6 protein-coding genes and 1 pseudogene are annotated in these 19,405 nt (G+C 63.1%); 4 read left to right on the forward strand and 3 right to left on the reverse strand.

Features of this window, described 5'->3' with window-relative positions:
• The first annotated feature begins 116 nt into the window (after positions 1-116).
• The 4 genes from AB5I78_RS06030 to AB5I78_RS06045 all read left to right on the forward strand — a co-directional run bounded on the left by AB5I78_RS06030 (position 117) and on the right by AB5I78_RS06045 (position 5,228).
• The gene (locus AB5I78_RS06030) at positions 117-2,636 is read left to right on the forward strand and encodes a TcfC E-set like domain-containing protein (RefSeq protein WP_369300890.1); all 2,520 of its coding nucleotides are present in this window, start codon (positions 117-119) and stop codon (positions 2,634-2,636) included.
• Between the two features lie 31 nt (positions 2,637-2,667).
• Complete coding sequence (locus AB5I78_RS06035) at positions 2,668-3,912, forward strand: hypothetical protein (RefSeq protein WP_369300889.1); 1,245 nt, start codon at positions 2,668-2,670, stop codon at positions 3,910-3,912.
• Positions 3,913-3,981: 69 nt separating this feature from the next.
• Entirely contained in the window at positions 3,982-4,740 is a 759-nt protein-coding gene (locus AB5I78_RS06040) for a molecular chaperone (RefSeq protein WP_242194465.1), read from the forward strand.
• Between the two features lie 5 nt (positions 4,741-4,745).
• Positions 4,746-5,228, forward strand: a complete 483-nt coding sequence (locus tag AB5I78_RS06045) for a CS1 type fimbrial major subunit (RefSeq protein ID WP_369300888.1) — start codon at positions 4,746-4,748, stop codon at positions 5,226-5,228.
• A gap of 138 nt (positions 5,229-5,366) precedes the next feature.
• On the opposite strand, the gene AB5I78_RS06050 is transcribed toward AB5I78_RS06045, so the two are convergent.
• The 3 genes and pseudogenes from AB5I78_RS06050 to AB5I78_RS06060 form a co-directional block, all read right to left on the reverse strand.
• Entirely contained in the window at positions 5,367-10,382 is a 5,016-nt protein-coding gene (locus tag AB5I78_RS06050) for a dermonecrotic toxin domain-containing protein (RefSeq protein WP_369300887.1), read from the reverse strand.
• A gap of 150 nt (positions 10,383-10,532) precedes the next feature.
• Positions 10,533-13,621 (reverse strand): annotated as a pseudogene (locus tag AB5I78_RS06055) (transglycosylase domain-containing protein).
• An 89-nt stretch (positions 13,622-13,710) separates the two neighbouring features.
• A complete protein-coding gene (locus AB5I78_RS06060) occupies positions 13,711-19,044 on the reverse strand; it encodes a hypothetical protein (RefSeq protein ID WP_369300885.1) in 5,334 nt (1,777 codons plus the stop codon).
• Between the last annotated feature and the right edge of the window lie 361 nt (positions 19,045-19,405).

The raw sequence follows: 19,405 nt of genomic DNA on the forward strand, positions 1-19,405 counted from the left end.
AATGAGTGCCCCTTGAGCCTCGCGCTCGTGGGCATCGCGTCAGCAGGCCGGCCGGTTGTTCAGGGGCCGCCGGCCTGATTTTCATTCTTGTCATTTGGCATTCAGAGTATGTGTTCATGTTCCCGATGACTCCCATCGCGGCGGCGCTTGCGCTTTTTTTTTGTATGGGTGCCCTGGCGGCGCCGAATTCCGGTGTTGAAAATCCTGGCAGTCTGATCGCTCAGGCCCAAGGCTTGCCCACCGGGTTCAGTGATCACTTCTTCGATGTACCGCTGGCCGTGCGGGTCGACCTTGACCAGCAGTTACTCGGCGAGGCGTTAATCGTGTTGTCCCGGGATGACCGCGTAACCCTGCTCGAATTTACCGACGTGGGTGATAGCAAAGTCCCACTGGCGACCCGCGACACCTGGCAGGCCATCCTTGAAAAGGGTGTGGCGCTGGGCGCGTGCAGCCAGGCGTGCCCCGCGCAGATGCTGTCTACCCACTACAGCCTCGAGAGCTCGCAGCTTTCGATCATCACGCAAAACGTCGAACGCGCCGATGACGCCCCGCGCTACTACGCGCAGCCGGAAGGCGGCAGCCGTGGCTTGATCGTCAACAATCAACTGAACCTCAACGGCGGCCAGGACGAAGACCTGGGCGGGCGTTACGGTTTGCAGGCGAGCGCCAGCCTGGGCAATTGGAGCCAGGTGTTCAACCTGCAGCTGGCCCGCCAGAGCGGCGACGAAGAGCACCTGCGCCACGCGATCCACGAGCTGTATACCCAGCGCGAGCTTGAAGGGCGTTTTCTGCGCCTGGGCCATTTCACGCCCAACTCCGATGGCCTGACCCGACAGCTGCGCAGTTTTGGCGCCAGCCCCGACACGGCCCTGGGCGTGATGTACGGCAGCTCCGACACGTTGGCGATCAACAACGCCAAGGCCAGCGTCTATCCGATCTACGTCACGGCCAACCGTCAGGCGTCCGTGGAGATCTACCGCAATGGCTTGCTGCTCAATAGCCAGTCAGTGGCGGCCGGCCTGCAGACGCTCGACACCCGCCCACTGCCCGGCGGTATCTATGAGGTGGAAGTGCGCCTGGTGGAAGACGGCGTGACGGTCAGTACCTCCCAGGAGCTGGTGTACAAACCGAGCAACTGGCGCAATGCCGACGACCGCTGGCGCTACAACGTGTTTGCCGGCAGGGAAACCAAATTATTCAGCAACTGGGACGACCAGGCCTCAGGCGCCATCACCACCGGCGCTTCCGTCAACTACCTGTTGCACCCGCGGGTGATTCTCGGGTTGTCGGCACGTGAAGTGCGTGAGCAATTGCAATACGGCGGTTCGGTGGACTGGACCGTCGCCAACAACACCAGCGTCTACGCCAACGTGTATGAGACCCAGGAACACGGCACCGGGATGGACCTGCAGGCGCTTTATACGCTGGGCACCACCAACCTGGTGTTCAGCCACAACCGCAGCTGGCTCGACACCCGCGACACCTATGACACGCTGCCCGACGGCACGCGGTTGCGGCGCAATACCTTTGTCGGCGAAACCAGCAACACCGCGTTGTCGGTCAACCACCGTGTCGATGCGCTCAACTCCTGGAACGTGCGCCTGTCCCACAGCCAGGGCAATGTCGTGGGCGCCGGCCTGGACCTGGGCTGGAACCGGCGCAGTACCTTGATGGGCAGCGACGCCAACTGGCGCTTCTCGGCGTTCGACCGGCCGGGCACCAACGGCACTGACGATCAGCGCAACCGTGGCATCGACGTCACCTTGAGCCTGGCGCTGGGCACCGACGGCCGCCAAGTGTCCGGCAGTGTCGGCACTCGCACGGCGCGTGATGGCGGCCGTGACAACAATGCCTCGGTCACCTTTCGCCAGGACCTCACCGACCACCTGCTGCAAAGCGTTTCGGCCACTGCCATCACCGACACTTATGGCGTTGGCCTGTCGAGCACGGCCAGCTTCAGTACCGACACGGTCAGCGGCGACGGCTTCCTGCAGCGCAGCTCGTTCAACAACAAATTCACTGGCGGCCTGAACCTCAACAGCACGTTCGTGGCCGGCGCCGACAAGGCGTTGCTCACCAGCCAGTACCACGGCACGGGCGCGGGCATGATCATCGATGTCGAGACTGACCTCGAGGCCATCACCCTGCGCGCCGATGACTTCAGTGGCGGTGGCGCGGTCTTGCGCCCCGGTCGCAATTTTGTGCCGCTGGCCGCCTACAAAAGCAGCAGCGTCAACTTCGATTTCGACGGCAATCACCCGCCCGCCGCCAACATCCAGCCGGCGCGCACTACCTATCACTTGAACAAGGGCGGGGTGGACTACCGCAAGGTCACCGTGCTGAAAACCGTGTCGGTGCTGGGGCGTCTGCTCGATGCCCAGGGTCGGCCGCTCAAGGGGCATCACGTGATCAACCACGCCAGCCGTGGGGTCAGCGAGGTAGACGGGTTCTTCTCGATGGAAATGAGCGCCAGCTCACCCACCCTGCAAGTGCGCTACCAGAACCAGTTGCTTTGCCAGTTCCGCCTCGACCCGGCCAACGCCCCGAATGAAAACGACGTGCTGATGATCGGCGACCTGCGTTGCACCCCCGACACGCTGGCCGAAGCCAACTTCAACGTGGAAACCGCCGGCTGATGGCTGCCCGCACTTTTGAACCGGAGAATGTATGAAGTCAGTCGCTGCAACCAGAAGCGCCTTGGGGCCGTGCCGTGCGCTGGCCCTGATCATGGGTTTGTTCAGCACACCGGCGCAGGCGTTTGTCGAGGAAATTACCGCCGTGTTCCGTCCCGACCCGGGCAACCCGATGGTCAACAAATTCGAGAACACCACGCCGGAAAGCGGGATTTGCCCCGGGCATATTCCCGCGCGGTGCAAGGAGATGAATATTTTCACCATTCGCAGGCCCTTCTCGGCGGCGTCAAGCGGGCCCGTCCTGGCTTATGCCGAGCCGCGCAAAGGCGCTTATTTCAAAGTGCCCTCGGCCTGGCGAGACCTGCAGGTCACCCACCAGGCGACTGGTGAAACCGAGACGGTCCAGATGCGTATTGCCGGTGTGGGCGCGCGCTGGGATGTCACCTACCCACCGGGAGTCAGTGGCTGGGCGACGACAGACATGCCTCAGTGGTCTTACTACTGGCAGCATGCGCCAGCGCCTTGCCAGGGCGTAAATTACCTGGCGGCCTCGCCGTCCTTTGCGTTGTTTTTCTGGATCGTTCCCGAGAATGCCGGTGCCTGCAGTGTGACGGCCGGCACTGACATACCCTGGATGTACTACAGCAATTTTGAATACGCCTACGAGCTCAGGACCCCGAACCCGCTCAACATGAGGTCCGGTGATTACGCCGGCAGCCTCACCTACACCTTCGGGCCAGGCGGGGATTTCGACATCGGCGATGTGATGCAAACCAGCGAAACCGTCGCCACCTTCAATTTTCGGCTGAGCGTGGAACACGCGCTCAAGGTCGATATCCCGCCCGGTGGCAACCGTGTCGAATTGATCCCCCAGGGCGGCTGGCAAGCCTGGCTCAACCAGGGGCGGGCGCCGGCGCGTTTGTACCGCGACCAGACGTTCCGCATCGCCAGCAGCTCGCGTTTCAAGATGCAGCTCGAATGCTCGATCGTCATGGGCAACACCTGCGGGCTGCGCAATGCCGAGGGTGATGAAGTGCCGCTGCAGGTCGCGGTGACCTTGCCCAGCGGCCTGGTCGATCAGTACGCCCAAACCGTGAACAAACTCGCGCTGCGCCTGGATGGCGTGGGCAGCGAGCTGTTTCAGCCGTTGCATTACATCAATGACCGGCCCGGCACCCTGCACTTCGAAGTGCAGCGAGACGACATGAGCGAAATGCTCAAACGGCCCGGGAGTACCTATTCGGGCGTGGTAACCGTGGTCTGGGATTCGCAGGTCTAGACGGCCATCCGCATTCCCGGCTCGTGGGTATCGCGCGGGCCGTGTTCAATTAACGAGGCGTAATCAAACATGAAACAGGCAGTGTTATCGATCGGGTTGTTGCTTTGTGCTCTCGGCGCCCAGGCGGCCCCGGCGATCAACGTCGGGGTGGTGTATGACTACCTCGAGCAGGATCGCAGTTCCTATCTCAAGCGCGTGTCCAACACCGGCACGAGCACGGCGTTCATCCGCGTCGATGTGCTGGAGATCGTCTACAACGCCGATGGCACCCATCGCGAGGTGCCGGTTGCATCGCTCACCGACAGCGATGGCAATACCACCCGGCGCGACGGCCTGATGGCGAGCCCGGCGCGGCTGATCGTGCCGGCCAACGGGCGCCAGGGCACGCGCCTGTTGTACATGGGGCCGAGGGACAAGGAGCGTTATTTCCGCGTGCGCTTTATTCCCGTAGTGCCGGAGAAGGACGATAACTTCGCGATCACCGACGAAGAACGGGCCGACTACAAGGACAGCCTCGCGGCCGGAATCAACGTCATGGCGGGTTACGGCACGGTGTTTTTCGTGCGGCCCAAGGCCACGCGTTTCGATACGCAGATCAACCAGACAGGCAACCAATACCAGCTGCGTAACAACGGCAACAGCGTGGTGGTGCTGGATGAGTTTCGTGACTGTTCGCTCACCGCAAAAAGCGACTGCCTGCCGACCACCAAGCATCACATCCTGCCCGGGCGCCAGTTGGTGTTCGAGAAAAAAACCGACCGCACCTACGGCTTTCAGCTGATTGAAGGGCAGAACAAAAAACCGGTCACGGTCAACAGCAACGGGTGATGACGATGTTCAAGCAACTCACAAGGCTGACGCTGTTTGCAGTGCTGCTATTGGTGGCCGCCCAGGCCTGGGCGATTGAGTCCCGTCACGCGTTCGATGTCTCGGTGACGATTCCTGTGCACGAGGCCTACGTGCTGCCTTCCGAGCCCGATTGGATGGGGCATGATCAAGTGCTTGCCTGGAACCTGGTGACCTCTGAGCTGAGCCGCCTGCGCAAGAATTTTGATGTTAAAAACCTCACCGGCGCGGTTGCCGCGCGGCTGGGGGCCGAGCCCTATCTGCAAAGCGGCCACCAGCGGATTGATCTGCAGGTGCTGTTCAACCAGGTGCCGCTGACCCTTGAGAGTACCGAAGTCGTCAACGCCGCCGAGGCGCGCGTGGGCCGGCGCGCGGAGTTGGAAATCGCCGCGATAAAGCCCGTCGGCGGTTACGTGGCCGGGGAGTATTACGGCACGGTGCACATCGTGTTCGACTTCCTTGCACCTTGAGTTGACCTTGCACCGGTAACGGTTGACCGCCACTTGCCCAGAGGCACGCATTCGCTGGCTGGTTTTATCGAGTCACCGACCCGTTTCAAGCGTCGAGACGGTGGACGGAAAAACCTCCCCGCGCCACCGTCACCTTCTTCAACGGGAACGGTTGCTGCGCCCCGTCGCGTCGTTGAGCGCCCGGCGGGTCAGACGGCGCATCCATTCCTGTTCGTTGTAGCCCAGGTCATTGAGCAACCGGTTGTACTGCGCGTCGTCCATCGGCTCGGCGGTGAACACCACGCTTTCGGGCACTTGCACCGCCTCGGCCAAGTGCTTGAGCGCTGCGCGAAGGCGCTCGCGTTCGGGCTCCGGCAACGCCTGGGCATTGGCCCATTGCGCCTGCGCCGTTTGCAGATCATCCAGCGCCAGGAAGCGCTCGCCGAACTCACGCTCGTTGTCACGGTACTGGCTGTCGTAAGTGTCACGCAGGTGCTGTTCCCACCAGGGTTCGAGCAGTATCTGGTTGACCAGGCCGTCGCCCTCATCCAGCTCCAGCACCACGCTGTAGGCTTGCTCGATCTGGGCAGCGCTGACAGCCGCGTTGACCCGGTAAAGCATGTGATCACTCAGCCAGGGCAGGTCGAGACGGCGGGCGAGCGCGGTTTGATAGGCCAGGTGAATATCCACCTCATCAACCTCGCCGGGCACCCCGTCGCGCACTTGCGATCTGAAGCGCTGCCCAAGGCCCCCTTCGGCCACCGGGCGCAGGCGCCGGGCGATTTCCTGGCCCACGGCCTTCGCCAGTTGTTTGAGGTGGGCGCTGCCTTTGGCCAGCGTGACGAGGCGGCTTTCCAGCTCAGCAGCGGTTGCGGTATCACGGCGGATCTCGCTGACCATGACCTCGATCCCCATTTCATTGAAAATCTGCGCCCCGGCATCCGGGCACAGGCCGGGAAAGCTCGCCATCTTGAACAGGCGCTCACGCAGTTCGGTGTCTTCATGGGCTGCCCACAGCAGGCGCCATACCTGCTGGGTCAGCAGTGGGCGGTTGACGGCGTAGCGTTGGCGGTCGGCGTCAGTCTCAAAAACGCCCTCAATCTCCAGCGCTTCAATGACTTCGAAAAAGCCCTGGGAACCCTGTTCCTGCTCCACTGCCTGCCACAGGGCTTGAGCGTCCTGAAGATCGGCGTCTTGCAGGCCCTGCGTCCAGAATGCGTTGTGACCGAGCGGCTCATACGTGCGGTTGGGATCAAGGCCTGCGGCCACGCGCAAAGCTTCATAGCGCAGGCGTTGCTCGTCCGGCAGGGTGCGCCGATCCAGGCGTGCGCGGGCCACCACTCTGCCTTGCGCGGAACCGGCTGCGACCTCGGGCAGGCGGTTGATCCGGGTGCCGCGCAGGTCGAGCACAAAGGCGTCATTGCGCGGGTGTGCGAACAACCCTTGGGGCCAGGTAGCCAGGCGCGTGCCGCTGAGGTAAAGCAGGTGCAACCCACGCATATGGCTGATGTCGGGCGCCAGGGTCAAAGGGTTGTTGCTCAGGTCTAGGCTCTTCAGGCGCCGCAGTTTTTTTAACCGCGTCACGTCCTCCGCCGTCAGTGCAAGTCTGTTGCCTGCCAGTTTCAACGCCTTGAGAAAACGCATCTGTTCCAGCGCCTTGGGCACCTGCGTGAGGCGATTGTCAGCCAGGTTGAGGCCGCGCAAGGAGGGGAAGTGCTTGAGGAAATCACTGTGGCGTTCGCCGAAGCCGCACTGGCTGGCGTCCAGAAATGTCACGTGCTCGAAACTGGCGCTCAGCGTAGGGAGCCTGGGCGGCAGGCGCAGGCCTTTGAAGTTGAGTGTGGCACCTTGCTGGACGGCACCGCGGCCGTCCGTGAATTCAGCAAACCGGTCACCCCAGCAACGCATGATCCGATGGGCCAGGTGCTTTCTGGACACCCTCGCTTCGTAGTCATCGGCGGCGTCCGCGACGCCGAGGATGAGCGAGTTCTGCCAGTTCATCAGGTCCACATGCAGTTGCTGTTTTTCCACCACCAGCGTGTTCAGGGTATGGCGCAGTTGTGCCTGGGGAATGTCCTCCAGAAATCGGTTCAAGCGTGCTTCGCTCAAGTGCGGAAACAACAGTTGCAGGGTTTGCCGGGCGTGCTCGGTATGGGTTTGGGCGGGTAACGCCGAGCAGCGGCTGGCCGCCGGGCCACCCAGCAGGCGGCTGGTTTCGCGGCCTTGGACCATCGGCACGGGCGGTTGCGCGAGGACTTTGCGGCGCTCGGCCAGGGACGCCATGCGCTGTTTGAGCCATTGCTTGAGCGCTTGACCTTCGCCCGTTTGCATACCCAATGCGTCGCGCCGGTCAGCGGGCAGGGCTTGCAGGATCGCCTCGTAAAGGTCGATGAGCGCTGACGGCCGTGAAGTCAAAGGGTCGAGCACTTCATAGCCGCGCGCCTTGCGAATCAGCACGCGTGTGGTGTCGGCAGTCGCCGGCCCGGCTTCACACAGCACGCGACCTGTCACCGCCTGTTCGCGGATTTCAATGCGCAACCGAGCAAAGGTGTCGCTGTGAAACTTTAAGGTGTTGAGCACCAGTCTTTCGGTCGGGGTCGGCAACGGCGAAGGCCAGTCAAACCCCTGGAAGGCCAGCACCGACTGGTTGGCAAAGCCCAATTCACGCGCCTGGTTATGCAGGCGCAGCGGCAGTTGTCGTTGCGCGAGCGCCTGGCGTTCCTCGCTGGTGGCGCTGCCGAGCAAGGCAAGGGCTGCGTTGGAGTCCAAGTACTCGAAGGGCTTGCGCAGGGTCGCAAGGCTGGGCTTGTCGGTGATTTCGCGGGTTTTGTAGACCTTGTCGGCAATCTCGGGGGCGTAGCTGAGCACCCGGTCGGCCAATTGATCGCGCAGGGCGGTGAGCCGAAGGTCCTTGGGGACATCGCCGTTGAGCAAGTTGCGTATTGCGGCGTCGTCGAGAAAAGCCAGTACTCGTTCAGGCAGGGTCCCGGACAACGTCTGAGACAGGCTGAGGGTCAGGGTGCCGGCCTGGGTTGCGTTGACGTTGCCGAAGGTGAGGGCCGGTCCCGACAGATCATCATTGAGGCAGACCTTCAGGGCGTTGTCCTGCGGCCAGCCGGGCAACTCGGTGATGAGCTGCGGGAACCAATCCGATGATGGTCCGTTTGGCAGTGGCGTGCCGGCACGAACCTTGCGGCTGATGGCTTCGGGATAGCGCTGGGCTTCAAGGCGGCCAAGGCTGGCGGCGAGCAAGGGGGGCAGGGGCTCGTTGTAGAGGTGCATCGCGCGCAGCACGCCTTCATCGGTGCCACTGGCAATGCGCAAGTCGGCCAGTTGCTGGTCGCTGAAGTCTTTTACACGCGGGCCAATACGGCGCATCAGGGTCTGGCTGTCCCAGCGTTGCGGCTGTTCGCCTTCGTGCAAAAACGCGCCGTCGGCATTGAACCTTACCCAGGGCTGATACGCCTGTTCACGTGTCGGGTGCACCACGCGATGCTCGTCGGCCTGGGCATCGTGGCGCACGTGATAGTGCCGGTCCTTCAGCGGCAACAGGGTTTTGTCCGTGGGCCCCTGCGGGCTGGATTGAGCGTAGGGCGCAAGGTCCGGGTTCCACAATTTGAGCGTGCCGTCGGCCTGTTGCACCGGATGCAGGTCTTCGACAAACGCCGACAGTTTAAGGCGCGCGACCTCGCCGATTTTTCCCGCACCGGCAAACAAGGCGAGCTGAATCAGGTTTTCAGCTACGCCCAATACATGCTCGCCAGCTTCCTGCACATTGCCCTGGGCCCAATCGAGGAGGCCTTCGAAAACGTCGTCGCACAGTTGATAGGCGCTGTAGGCCAGCATCAATTGGCCCACCACCGGCACGAACGGTGTGACCACCAGCAAGGCCGCATTGAGGACGTCCGAGAGTATCTGCTCGAGGTTGTCCCACCAGGCCCAGCGTGCCAGCCGGTCGACGTAGGCAGTGGATACCGCCAGCTCCCGGGCGTCGTTGACGACCTTGTTGAGCTTGACCCGGTGCAGGTAGTTCCACGGGTCGTCTCGCGCCGGGTTAGCGGCGCGGTTGGGGTGATCCCGGTCAATGTCCACCAGGCGCAATGGCAGATGTGCACGCGACTGCAACCGCGAGAAAAACACGCCGCGCTCGGCGTGCGCCACAAATTGACTGAAAAACGCCTGATACGCCGGGCCGCTGTGCAACTGACGCGTCAGCTCCTCCACGAAGGCAATCGGCGACGGGTACTGCTTGAGCGGATGCTCGGGGTCCTGGGGCACCCAGGCAATCAGCCGCCCACGGGCGGAGCCGTGCTCTGCAGGCGTGGCGAACAGCATAATCCCGCTCAGTTCGCACTCAGCCAGGCTCAGCGTATGACACCTCAGGGTGTGGCCATCGAGTGACAGGCCCAGTGGTGTGTCGATGAACTTCAGCAACGCGTGATGGGCGTCGTTTGCCAGATGACCGCTGTGCAGGCCCAGGTGCGCACTGCTGCGCAAATCCGCCTTGAGCTGGCTGACCACTTCGTCGCGCACGGTGCGGGCCAGCGCCGGCTGATCGAACCCCAGCGCGCTTTGGAGCCGGGCCTGGTAAAGGCCGCCGATGTCCAGGGATCGACACACGGCCTTGAAGCGCTGCGCCGTCAGTATCGGCCCACCGGGCCGGCCACGTATCGTCAGGCTGTCGCGCTGACCACGGGCGTCTTCCGGGCCCAGGAAGGCGTGGTCGACGAAAGTGTCGCCGGCGGCGAAGTTATGCAGGGCCATGTCCAGCAACGACAGGGTTTTGCTTTGTACGCCTCGTTTGACGTTGATCACCCACCAGGCATTGGACGCGTCTACGTACACCCGCAGCCAGGTGTTGCGTACATCGACCTCGCCGTAGTGCGTGAACAGCGCTCGCTTGAGCAGCGGCTCGGCAAAGGCGCGCAAGTCGTTGAGCGGGCCGAGGCGTTTGTCCAGCGGTGCCTGGGCGTGCCAATGGTCAGCGACGGCGCGCTTGAGTGACACGTGCTGCGCCGGCGAGGTCTCGAGGTAAGGCGCCGCAGATGGAAGACCCTGGCGTTTGAGCGCGCCAATTCGCGCTGCTGTGGTGCCCTTTACCCAGTCGGGCAACGCGTTCTGGATCAACTCGAAATGACGGCCCTGGAACGGCAGGGCGGAGGAATCGGTAGGCATGGTGTGAACCTGAACAGAGAGTGGAGACTCCCTGAGTCTATTCACGCGTCGAGGCTAAAATAAGCTTTAAAAATAGCGGCTTACGCGGGGTTTAAAGCGCGTAACAGTCAACAATTCGAGGGTGAAAAATACATAACTGACACCCTGGATTCAGCGCGCCACACACAGCGTCTGCGTGCCCGGCTGCAGGTACGGCGTCAGGATCGGCGCCATGCCTTTGAGCACTTGCACCGGCAATGCCGACGTGAAGGTGAAATGCTCGGCCGAGGCCCGGGGACGAAGGCGGTCAGCGTGCCGAAGTGATGCTCGCCGATGTAGAACACAAACGTTGCAGTACGGTTGATCGATTTGGAACTGAGGATGCGCCCACCCGCGCCCATGGCTTCGATGCGGTTGTCGCCGGTGCCGGTCTTGCCGCCCATGGCCAGCGGCGCGCCATCGGCCAGTTTGAAACTGCCGGCCACGCGTTTCGCCGTGCCTGCGTCCACTACCTGCGACAGCGCACCGCGCAGCGCCGTGGCGACTTCGCTGGGCATCACGCGCTTGCCACGGTTGGGGTCGTTGATCACGAGCGTTTCATACGGCGTGCCGGCGGCAAAATGCAGGCTGTCGATGCGCAGCACCGGAATGCGCACGCCATCGTTGAGGATGATCCCCATCAGTTCGGCGAGGGCGGCGGGGCGGTCGCCGGAGCTGCCGATGGCGGTCGCCAGCGACGGTACCAGGTGGTCGAACGGGTAGCCGACAGCCTGCCAGCGTTGATGGATTTCCAGGAACGCTTCGATCTCCAGCATGGTGCGGATACGGCTGTCGCGCGCGCTCTGGTGCCGGCTCTTGAACAGCCAGCTGTAGACTTCCTGGCGTTCGAATTCGCTGGCCTTGACGATCTCGCCGAAGGTCGCGTCGGGGTGGTTGAGCAGATAGCCCAGCAGCCACAGGTCGAGTGGGTGCACCTTGGCGATGTAGCCTTGGTCCGGCAGGTCGTAGGCGCCGGGGCCGTAGCTTTGGTAGAGCTTTTCGAGGCGCTCGTCCGTGAGCTTTTCGGGGGTCCTGGGGGTCTTCAGATGCGAGCGCACAAAACGGTTGAAGCTCTCCTGGCTGGCCTGGGGCAGCAGGTAGCGGTGCACGGCAGCCAGGCGAATCGCGGTGGGGTGCAGGCCGTCCATGAAGGTGTCGAGGCGTGTCTGAGTGTCTTTGTTGCGGTACTTTTTCCAGAACTTGAGCAGGAACGCAGTGCCTTCGTGGTCGGCGAACTTGGCCAGGTATTCCTGACGGCGCGGATCGTTGTCATCTTTGAGCAAGCGCGCGCTGTTGTCTTCGCCGGAGTAGGTGGTGTAGCGCACCAGGTCGCGCATCAGGCGAATGAACGGCAGGTTGATCGACTCGCGCAGCGCATCGCGCAGGGTCGGGCTGCGGCCATTGTCTTCATTGCGAAAATTGTGGAAGTGATGCAAGCCGCCGCCGGTGAAAAACGCTTCGCCGGGGCTGGCCGAATAGGTGCGGTTGAGGGCCGCGTCGAGCATCTTCGACAGGTCGCGGTCGGGGGTCTGGATCAGGTAATCCAGCGCCCAGCGTGACAGTGGGTCCTGTTCGGGGACCTCGACTTTTTTCAACTCGGCGGGTGTTTGCGCGCGGTAGCGATCATGCAACTCGGTGATGATTTGCAGGTAGGTGGTCAGCACCCGCAACTTGGCGGTGGAGCCCAGTTCCAGCTTGCTGCCTTCGTTGATATCAAAAGGTTGGTCGGTGTTGTCGGTTTGCACCCGTACCCGTGCGCCATCCGGCGTCAGTTCGAACAGGGTAAAGCTGTAACGCACTTGAGGTGTGCTTTGCGGGGTGAGCAAGCGCGGGCCGAGCAGGCCCATTTGCCCTGCGAAGGCGGGGTCGGCCAGGTGCTTGAGATACTCGGTGGCCTGGGTTTGCAGGTCGTATTGCAGCGTGCTCGTGGCTGACAGGTCGAGGCGATCAAGGTCATACAGCGGGCGATTGAGCAGGCTGGCAAGGCGACTGCGCGCAACGTTGATCGCCTTGTTGGTTTCCACCGGCTGGAGCGTCGGTTGTTGCTGCCAGTCGCGGTAGGTGACATGGCTGGCGAGGGCGGCCTTGGCCAGCGCCGGATCGATCACGTTGTTCTGTGCCAGCAGGCGGATATGGCTGTCGGTCAATTGCGCCAGCTCATCGCGGCCCTTGGTCAGGTAATGCGAAGGGCGGCGCTGGGCGATCATCAGCGACAGCACTTCGCGCAGCGCCAGGCCTTTTGCTGGAAGGTCCTTGGGCGTGTTGCCGCTCAACAGCGCATTGCTCTGGTTGAAGTCGGCGCCGTACCACACGCGTAAACCTTCGGCCATGCCGTGCACTTCACCATGGCCCGGTACCGCCGACAGCGGCACGCTGTTGAGGTAGTCGCGCACGATGTTCTGCCGGCTGTCCAGGGTCTGCGGTCCCGGTTGGTAGGCGCGGACGCTGGCAGACATCATCTGGCGGATTTTTTCGCCACCGGACAGCGTCAGGCCGTCGGGCGAATGGCGATACTTTTCAAGCTGGGTGGCCAGGGTGCTGCCGCCGGCGGTTTGCCCTGGCAGATGCAGCAGTTTGGCCACCTGCGACCAGGCGGCCTTGGCAAAGCGCGGCCAATCCACTGCCGGGTTGGCCATTGGACGCTTGGGGTCCAGCAGGTCGCGGTCTTCAATAAACAACAGACTGTGTACCACCAACGGTGGAATGGCAGCAAAGCTTGCATAGAGTTGCTGTGGGTAACTGAAAGCGTACAGCGGCGCCGCGCGGCAGTCGGTGATGGTCAGGCCGGCCTGGACTTTCTCGGCGTAGGGCACGAACAGGCCGTGCTCGGCGTAGCTCATCAGCGCCGGGGAAAACCGCGACTGTGCCTGGATCACGTAATTGCGTTTGAGCAGGCGTGGCAAAAATTCATTCAGCGCGCTGTAGCCCAGGCGCCGGTCAAAAGGACCCTCGCCGGGATACACCATCGCATCACTCGCGCCAGGTTCCACCCGGTAGCTCAGTGACGCGGCAAAAGGGCTCAGGTGTTCAGCCTGCAGGCGCGAGGTGCGTATCTCCCGGCTGGCGGCCCACCCCAGGGCCACCAACGCGAGCACCAGCACCAGCCCGATCAGCCGCCACCACAGGCGTCGAGAGCGGGGGCTTTGTGGCAATGGCGGTGGATCCGCACTGTCGGTCTGGACCACAGCGGGTTTCGAATCGGTCTGCCATAAAGCGCCCATAGTCGATTGATCCATTCACGCAGATTGATCGGACTTGGTTCAAGCTTAGTCGCTGGTGATGCGCCGTGAAGATTTTGTGTGCGGGCTTGCTAGCTCCATGAAAGTTTCAGGCCGCGGTTCCAGTCCGCCAGCCAGCTGGAGTTTTCGATTCGCTCCCACTGGCCCTTGTAGTAAACCGACATGTGCTGGCCGGACCAGTCACGCACCCGTTCGTTGAACGCGTTCGGGTACTGATTGGCCGGGCAGGCAATTCGGGCCCAGGGGTCGCAGATCCACAGGCCTTGCCAGTCGTCCTCCTTGAAGTCCTGGGTCTCGACCAGGCTTGACGGCGTTTTGCCGACCACCACAAAGGCATGGGTAGGCGGACGCGAGCCCCATATCTGCGAGACACCGCCGTTGGTGCGGATCAGTTCATGGGCAACATGGGCCATCTGGTCGCAATTGCCGGCGCCGGTCTTGAGGATGATCTCGGTGTAGTCGGGCTGCCCGACCAGGGAGTATTGCCACAGCACCACGGGGGCCGCGATCCGCAACCGCGCCAGGTCGTCAACGGCATCGGTAACGAGGTTGGCGGCGCCGACTCCGGTTCTTTCGACCAGTGCCAGCGTGCTGGCGTGGGCTTTCTGCGCGAGGTACTCGTTGATCTGCGCGGCGCTGGGGCCGCCGGCTACTAGCGGGCGTGGCGGCCATATATCCAGCTGCAAGGGTTTGGCGGCGACATGCACATCCAGACGCTGTCCCTGGCTGGACGCGTTCAACAATAATTCCCGTTGTTTAAGGGGGGTCAGGGTACTGGCGGTATGGCGCAACCTTGCCAAGGTGCCGTCAGAAAAACCGCGGGCCGCCAGTTGCCGGTACAGCACCTCCAGCGTCGGCAGCGCCACCAGTGGTTGCGTGGGCATGAGTTCGGCGATGTCCAGGTAATCGCGCTTGTAATCGCAGAAGGCGTGGATCAGCCGCGCGTGCTCGCCGCCCTGGCTGAAGTCCAGGTAATCGAAGACCAGTTCTGGCGGGTTGGCGGTCTGGATCACTTCATAGAACACACCGGTGTCGGCCTCGACAACCCAGCGTGGGCCGGGGATCGGTCCAGGTCGGGAGAGTTCGAACACCATGGCCCGCAGGATGCGCGTGTCATCAATGCCTTCGGCGATGCCTTGCAGTTCCACCACCCGGGTTTCATGGCCCAGCAGGTTGTCCAGTTGGTCGTCGGGCAGCCCGAATTGCGGTTCATCGACAAGCGTGCCCAGCGTGCGGCGGCGATAGATCAACGGCGGTGCCGCGACCTGGGTCAGCTCAAAGGCGACGTCGTCACGGCTGACTTCGTAAACGGTGTGGTGATACGCCAGTCGCTGTTTTGCACCGCCCTGGCCGGGCGCGGGAATGATCCGGATATGTTCCAGCGCTTGCACGCGGCGTTGATGAATGGAGTTGGCAAACGCAGACAGCCGTTTGGTGAAGCATATGAAGGGGGGCGCATTGCGTTTTCTTCGGGTGGGCGTGCAGCGGGTGTCGAAATGGTGCTCTACGCGAAAATGGGCGGGCGATGCCAGGTCGTCCAAGTGGGTCGGGGCACTGTGTTCAAGGCGCATGACCTTGCCGTCAACCAGTAAATCCGTGGCGGTGGCGCGGGGAATCAGCAATGGCGGAGTGTCAAACAGGCGCTCGGTGACGCGCGCCTGGTAACCGTTGACGCAGTGCACCGGTGTCACGCTCAGGGCGCTGTCCAGACGAAAGCTCGCCAGCGGTGGCCCATAGGGCCTCGCGCTGAAAGGGTCGAAGGCGTACCACTGCTTTTCGCGCATCACCGCGACAATGCGCGAAAAATCGCTCCCGCCCAGCACGGCACCGATGCCGATGTCGGCCCTGGACAGCCAGCGCACGTACTCGCGCAGCGACGTGTTGGCGGTCCAGCGTTGGGTTTGCTCGATGGCTTGCCTCAGGGTGTGCCACGCGTCCATGCCCAGCCTGACCAGGCCGCTGCGGGCCACTCTGGCAAGTCGGGGAATGTGGTCGAGGGGGTTGAGGGTTGCGTGCAGCAGGTGCGTACTCGCTTTGCCCAGTTGCAGCAGTTTTATTGGCAGCGGGGCAGTGCTTTTCAATACCGCCAGGCCGGCCGACGAGTAGGCGCGGGCGGGCATCAGCAGGCTGAACAGGTCGAGCAGGCACTGGTAGCTGCCATAGGTCATGCGGTGTGGATCGCCCGAAGCGATGTCCTGGCCGCACGACCACAACGGCACGAGGATTTTGAGACGCTGCGTCAACGCTTCGTGGTGGCGTTCAAACTCCTCTTCGGCGGACGCGCCATGCGCCTGTTGTCGTGCGGCTTCGACGTCGAGAAAAAAATGCCGCTCGACAATGGCCTGGGTGATGCTGCGCAGGACCGCCGAACCGAACCGCGGGGCGCCGCTTTCATCGGGTGTGGGGCCCTGCTGCCATAGCTGCTCGACGACCACGGTGGAGAACACGTTCGGCCGCGGTGCGCTGCCGGTTTCGTAGGCTTGCCAGTCGACGGCCAGTTGATTGCCGGTGTGCAAGCGGCTGACGGGTTGAACCGAGCCTGGTCGGCCGGTGGTGACCGACAGGGGCTTGCCGCCCAGGTCAAACACCAGGGCGGGCCCGCTGCGTTTATGCAGGCGGTTGAGCAGTGGGAACAACTCGTAATCGTGGGTCGCGTGGGGCAGGGTGCAGCGCAGCAGGATGCCGAAGCGCCCGACGCGGGCACTTTTTTCCTCGCGGGTTTCCAGGGCTTCTGGCTTGGTGGCCGCCTTGCTCAGCACCAGCAGTTGCAGCTCGCCGATGGGCAGCCGGGCACGCTCGGCCAGCGGTAATTGTGCCAACAGGTCCTGGAGGGTGGTGGCATACGCCTGTTTAAGGCGACCAATGTGGGCGTCGAAGGCGGCCTCGAACAGCGTATTCACATGCCCCAGACGGCTGAACGCGCTGCGCATCAGGTTCAGGTTCAGGTGTGGGTGAACCGATGCCCAGTGGCGCGAAAAAGGCTGCAGCCAGCCCTGGCTGTGCAAGTCCACCAGGGAGTGCTCGCTGAGGTAAGGCACGTTATGCCAACGGGGTGGGCCGTTGGACGCCAGGCCGAGGTTCAGTTGCAAGCGCGACCCCAACGCCCAGCGCAGGTCGGGCGTATTGATGCGGGGGTGGCCCGGGAAGACTTTTCGCAGGTCGTCGAGCGCCACCGACCGGCGCGTCGGAAGGTCGCTGGCGAACGTCATGAACGCGCTTTTCAGTGCCTCCAGGCGCGCTTGCAGTCGGGCTTTCGCCGCGTCGATCTCGCTGATCGGGTAGCGGCCGTCGGCCTGTTGCGTCAGCTCACCCTGGGCGACAGCCCAATCGAGCAGGCCTTGGGTTGCGGTGTATTCGCGCCATTGTTGCTGCTCGGGCGAGGTGTCCTCCCGTGACGCCAGGGCGATGACATCGTTGTAGCTCAGCTGCTGCGGTGAGCCCGGCGCGACCCTGTGCGCCATCGCCACGCCTTGGCTGAACACCAGCCAGTGGGTGGAGGTCATGAAGCGCAACGTGGCCGGCAGTTCCCGCACCAAAAACTCCGGCGCAGCCCCCGCGAGCAGCAGGTGGGCGGCCAGCGGCGTGGCCTCAGCCGAGACGGCGCCGCTGCGTATCAGGTGCAGTTCCAGGTCTTCACGCAGGGCCGCATGGGAGCGGCCCCATTGGCTGCTTTCGGCGAGGTCGAACCCCGCGACGACGTAACGCTGTTCATCCTGCCGCGGGTCGAGTTCGATCATCAGCGCGGCCAGCACCAGGTTTTCAAGGCTGGCGCTATTGGTGTGTTCGTGCGGATGTTGACCGTACCCGCCCAGTGCTTCCAGCAACCGTCGGCCCAGTTGCCGGGCAGGAGGGCGCCTGAGCATGAGCTTGAGCAACCGGTCGGCCTGGGTGCGAATCGCGCTTCGCGACAGCTCGGCCAACAAGGGCCCCGCCAGATATTCCAACAGCCTGCTGCTCGTGCGCGGCAGCCAGGCGTTGACCGCATTTCGCACGGTCTCGCGCTGGCCTGGCGTTAAGGGCAGGCCCTGTCGATAGTCAGCGTGTTCAGTGCTGCGCGGCAGGGTCATTTCGAGGATTTGCAGCGTACCGAGGGCGTCGCCAGCGGTACGTGGAACGGCAAGACCGTGCCCTTGCAGAAGCTGGGCGAGGCTGCGCGCTTCGGTGCGCGGCGCAGGTGCGAGTGCCGGATGCAAATGGGCGTCGCCGGCCGAGGCCTGCAGCAATGGCGCGTGCGTGGCAATCACGGCGTCAGCGGCTTTGCCCTCGAGCAGCGTGCGCAAAGCCGCCGCGGCATGGTCGCGGTCATGGTCCAGGCGCTGCCAGTGCCGTTGCTGCATCAGCGCAATATCGGCACCGGCGAAGTCGCAGACAGGCAGCACGTGCAGGGACTGCGACGCGCGCAGGCGCAGGCTCAGCGCCCTGGCCGCGTCTGGCGTGGCGGGCACTGCCAGGTTATGGCACTGCAGCAACTGCGCCACGCTGAACTGGCCGCTCTGGTGAATAGAGGTGCCGAGCTGTTGCGCCACACTGACCAGTTGTTCGAGACGGCCTGCCAGTGGCAGCGGCAACAGCCATTCGATGCCGAGTGCTACCTGTGTGCCATTGGCGCGCTGGCCGGTGAGCTGGCGGGTATCGGGATCGAATGTGTAATGGCCGGGCTGCAGGCCGTGAACCGGCTCCAGCGCCAGGAAGTCCTGATGACGGGTGATGTAATCCAGCAGCGCTGCGCCGGTTTGTTGGGCGTTGGCTGCAAAAGAGCCGGAGTCGAGGGTCAGCCTGTGGCGGTGAGCGGTTTGCGGGTTGAAACCCGCCTCGCTCGCAGCAGCCTCCAGGCTGTCGGCCAGCTGCAGCAGGTCTTGGTTCAGCCGCTCGAAATCATCCGCCAGCGTTGGGCTGGCGCTGGCGAAAGGGTTGAGCTGATCGAGGGCCTGGATGACGATCATTCGCTGCCCCCGGGTCTGCGGCTGAGGGTAACCGTAGAACCGCAGCACCTGGCTGGCGGGCAATTGCAGCGTGTTCTCGCCGGCAGTCATCGGCCCGTACGGCAGGCCGGTGGCCGCGGGGTCGAGTATGTCGGCGATGGTCAGCAGGGGAAGGGCCAGGGCGCGCCCTGGCGCGTCGTCCCACAGGGTCCAGGTGTGTCGCGTCCGGTCTGTCAGGGTGCCATTGGCCAGGGTCAGGCTGGCGAGGTCGATGTTCCGTTGCCGGGCCCAGGCGATGAAGCGCGGGCGGTTAATGGCCTGGCGCCAGAGTTGCAGCCAGCAACCTGGCGACGAATGGGGCGGTATCAGCAGCGGCTCGGCGCTGGTGGAATTCAAATGATTGATCAGGATAGTGACCATGTGCTGGTCACCCTCCTGGCGTCGGGTGCGGCCCTGCTCGAGGCGCTCGGTAGGCGTGTCCATTGATTTTCCCTGTGCATGGATGCAATTGCATCATCCTGAGGGAGTGCCGTTGGCGGGGGGATCATGACGTTTCCGATTTGCCTGTGGCCGAGCTCGAAGCCTTGGGCCAGAGCCTTCGTTGATGGCCAGACGGCGTCGGCCCAGGCATGACGCTGCACCATCACTGTGCAATACTCGCGGCCCTCGCGATGACCTGATAAATGCGTAAAGGCAGGTAATGCTTCCTTGTAAAAGGCGTATTTACCAAGATTTATCGCTGAATTTAGTCATTTTTAGAGTGAAAGACCCTAGTGTCGGCTTTTTATACTGCACCCCCGCCGATCCCGCAGGCTGTGCGCTGCCGGACGTGCCTGTCCACGAA

The sequence above is a fragment of the Pseudomonas sp. N2-3-1-14 genome (assembly GCF_041228395.1).
Lineage (GTDB): Bacteria > Pseudomonadota > Gammaproteobacteria > Pseudomonadales > Pseudomonadaceae > Aquipseudomonas.